This is a genomic window from Nakamurella sp., assembly GCF_048594475.1.
Classification (GTDB): domain Bacteria; phylum Actinomycetota; class Actinomycetes; order Mycobacteriales; family Nakamurellaceae; genus Nakamurella.
This window is the reverse complement of the sequence record NZ_JBMDXT010000298.1, coordinates 1-1,762: the sequence shown is the minus strand read 5'-3', so window position 1 is coordinate 1,762 and position 1,762 is coordinate 1. Positions and strand designations below refer to the sequence as shown.

At 79.1% G+C, this 1,762-nt stretch carries 1 protein-coding gene and 1 pseudogene; both read right to left on the bottom strand.

The window, feature by feature from the left end:
• Positions 1-1,542 (bottom strand): annotated as a pseudogene (locus tag ACOJUF_RS13695) (hypothetical protein); the annotation flags it as partial.
• A 3-nt stretch (positions 1,543-1,545) separates the two neighbouring features.
• Positions 1,546-1,707, bottom strand: a complete 162-nt coding sequence (locus tag ACOJUF_RS13690) for a DUF6760 family protein (RefSeq protein WP_420122389.1) — start codon at positions 1,705-1,707, stop codon at positions 1,546-1,548.
• Positions 1,708-1,762: the final 55 nt, after the last annotated feature.

Below are 1,762 nucleotides of genomic sequence, written 5' to 3'. Positions count from 1 at the left end.
CAGCGACGACGCCGTGCGCTGCACCCCGGTCGGCGCGACCCCGGAGACCAACGGCGCGCCGAGCCCGGCCGGCCGCGCGGCCGGGGTCCGACCCGGACCGCCGAGCGTCGGCGCGACGGGACGGCCCGCCGTGACCGGTCCGATCGGCTCCGTCGCCGGCTGCGGCAGGGTGATCTCGGTCGATCCGGTGGCGGCCGCGGAGTCGATGATCCGCATGATCGTGGCGAAGTCCATGGGCGCCGGTTCCGACACCACCGTGTGGTCCGGCCGGGCCGGCACCGCGGTCAGCGGCGCGCCCAGGCCGGGCCCGCGGGCGGGCGCGTCCGCCGGACGGTCGGCCCGGGCCGGGAGCGGCGATCCGGTGTGGCGTTGCACCGACGGCGACGGCAGCGGGGCCGACACCGGCCCGCCGGATGGCATCGACGTGGACGACGGCGGTCCGGACGGAGGATCGGCCGGCGACCGGTCGGCCGACGGCGGGGCGGCCGACGGCGGGGCGGCCGACGGCGGGGCGGCCGGAGCGGACAGCGTGGGCATCACCGCCAGCGGTGCGACGGCGGCGGGCATCGGGTCCGGGGCCGCCGGTGGGGCATCCGCGACGTGCCCGTCGACCGGCGCGACGTCGGCCACCAGGGATCGCCGGGCGGCCGGGCCCGGGTCCGGCACGCCGTCGGCGGATCGCGACACCACCGGCGGGCCGACCGGCCCGAGCAGCGGCGCCGTCGTGCCACCGGTGGGGACCGGGCCCGCACCCGGCGGATCCGTCCCGCTCGACCCCGTCGCCGGATCGTCGTCCGGCACCCGCTGCACCGCAGGGGCCGGTGACGGACCGGCCGCCGGCCCGGCGAGCACGGGTGCGGCAACCACGGGCCGGTTCGTCACCGGGGCCTGCGGTGGCGCCGACAGCAGCGCAGCCGTGCGGACCGCGGGAGCGGTCGGCGGCACGGCGAGCAGCGACCAGGCGGGCGACCCGTCCGCGGGAGCGGGATCGAATCCGGATGCCGGCGCCGGCTCGGCGAGGACGTCACCGACCGCCTGGCCGCCCGGGTCGCCGAAACCCGGGTCGCCGATCCCGGTCGCGGGCGGCCCGGCCGGCGGCCCATCGTCGGAGCCGGACGCCGCCGCACCGGAGCGCCTCCGCGGTTCGCTGAGCCGCTGGCCCGCGGAGGGCTCGGGCGCCCGCTTCCGCGCGGCCGCCACCGGCAGGTCCGGGCCGGCCGTCACGGTCCGCGGCGGTTCGGCGCGGGCCAGCCCGTCCACGTGCCCGCTCGGCCCGTCCGGGTCCACCAGATGCCCGAGAGGGGCCAGGAAGCTGGGGTCCTGCCGAGTGGCCAGGGATGCGGTGAAGGCGTCGAGCGGCGCGATCGGCGGGGTGGGGGTGAGCACGTGGGGCAGCGGCGGCAGGTCCTGCCAGGCCGCCCGCTGCACCGGGGCGGGCGCCGGGACCGGCGGCACCGCCGCTCCCGGGGGCGCGCCGGCGGGCGCGGCCGGCGTCGTGGCCGGCTCGGGAGCGGATCCGCCCCAGGGCCACCAGCGTGCCACCGGTCACCGTCCTCGATCGATTCGTTGGTTGATCATTCCGATCTCGTGCGCAAAGCGTTGCCGCTCCCGGTGCTCCAGGTCGAGCAGGTCGTCCAGCGGCCAGTGGAAGTGATAGGCGATGTACGCGACCTCCTCGTAGAGCCGGTCGGGCGCGTACGTCTCTATTCCCCCAGGCGCCCACCAGCGACGTCGACGGCGAACTGGTGCTCGCACGACGGGC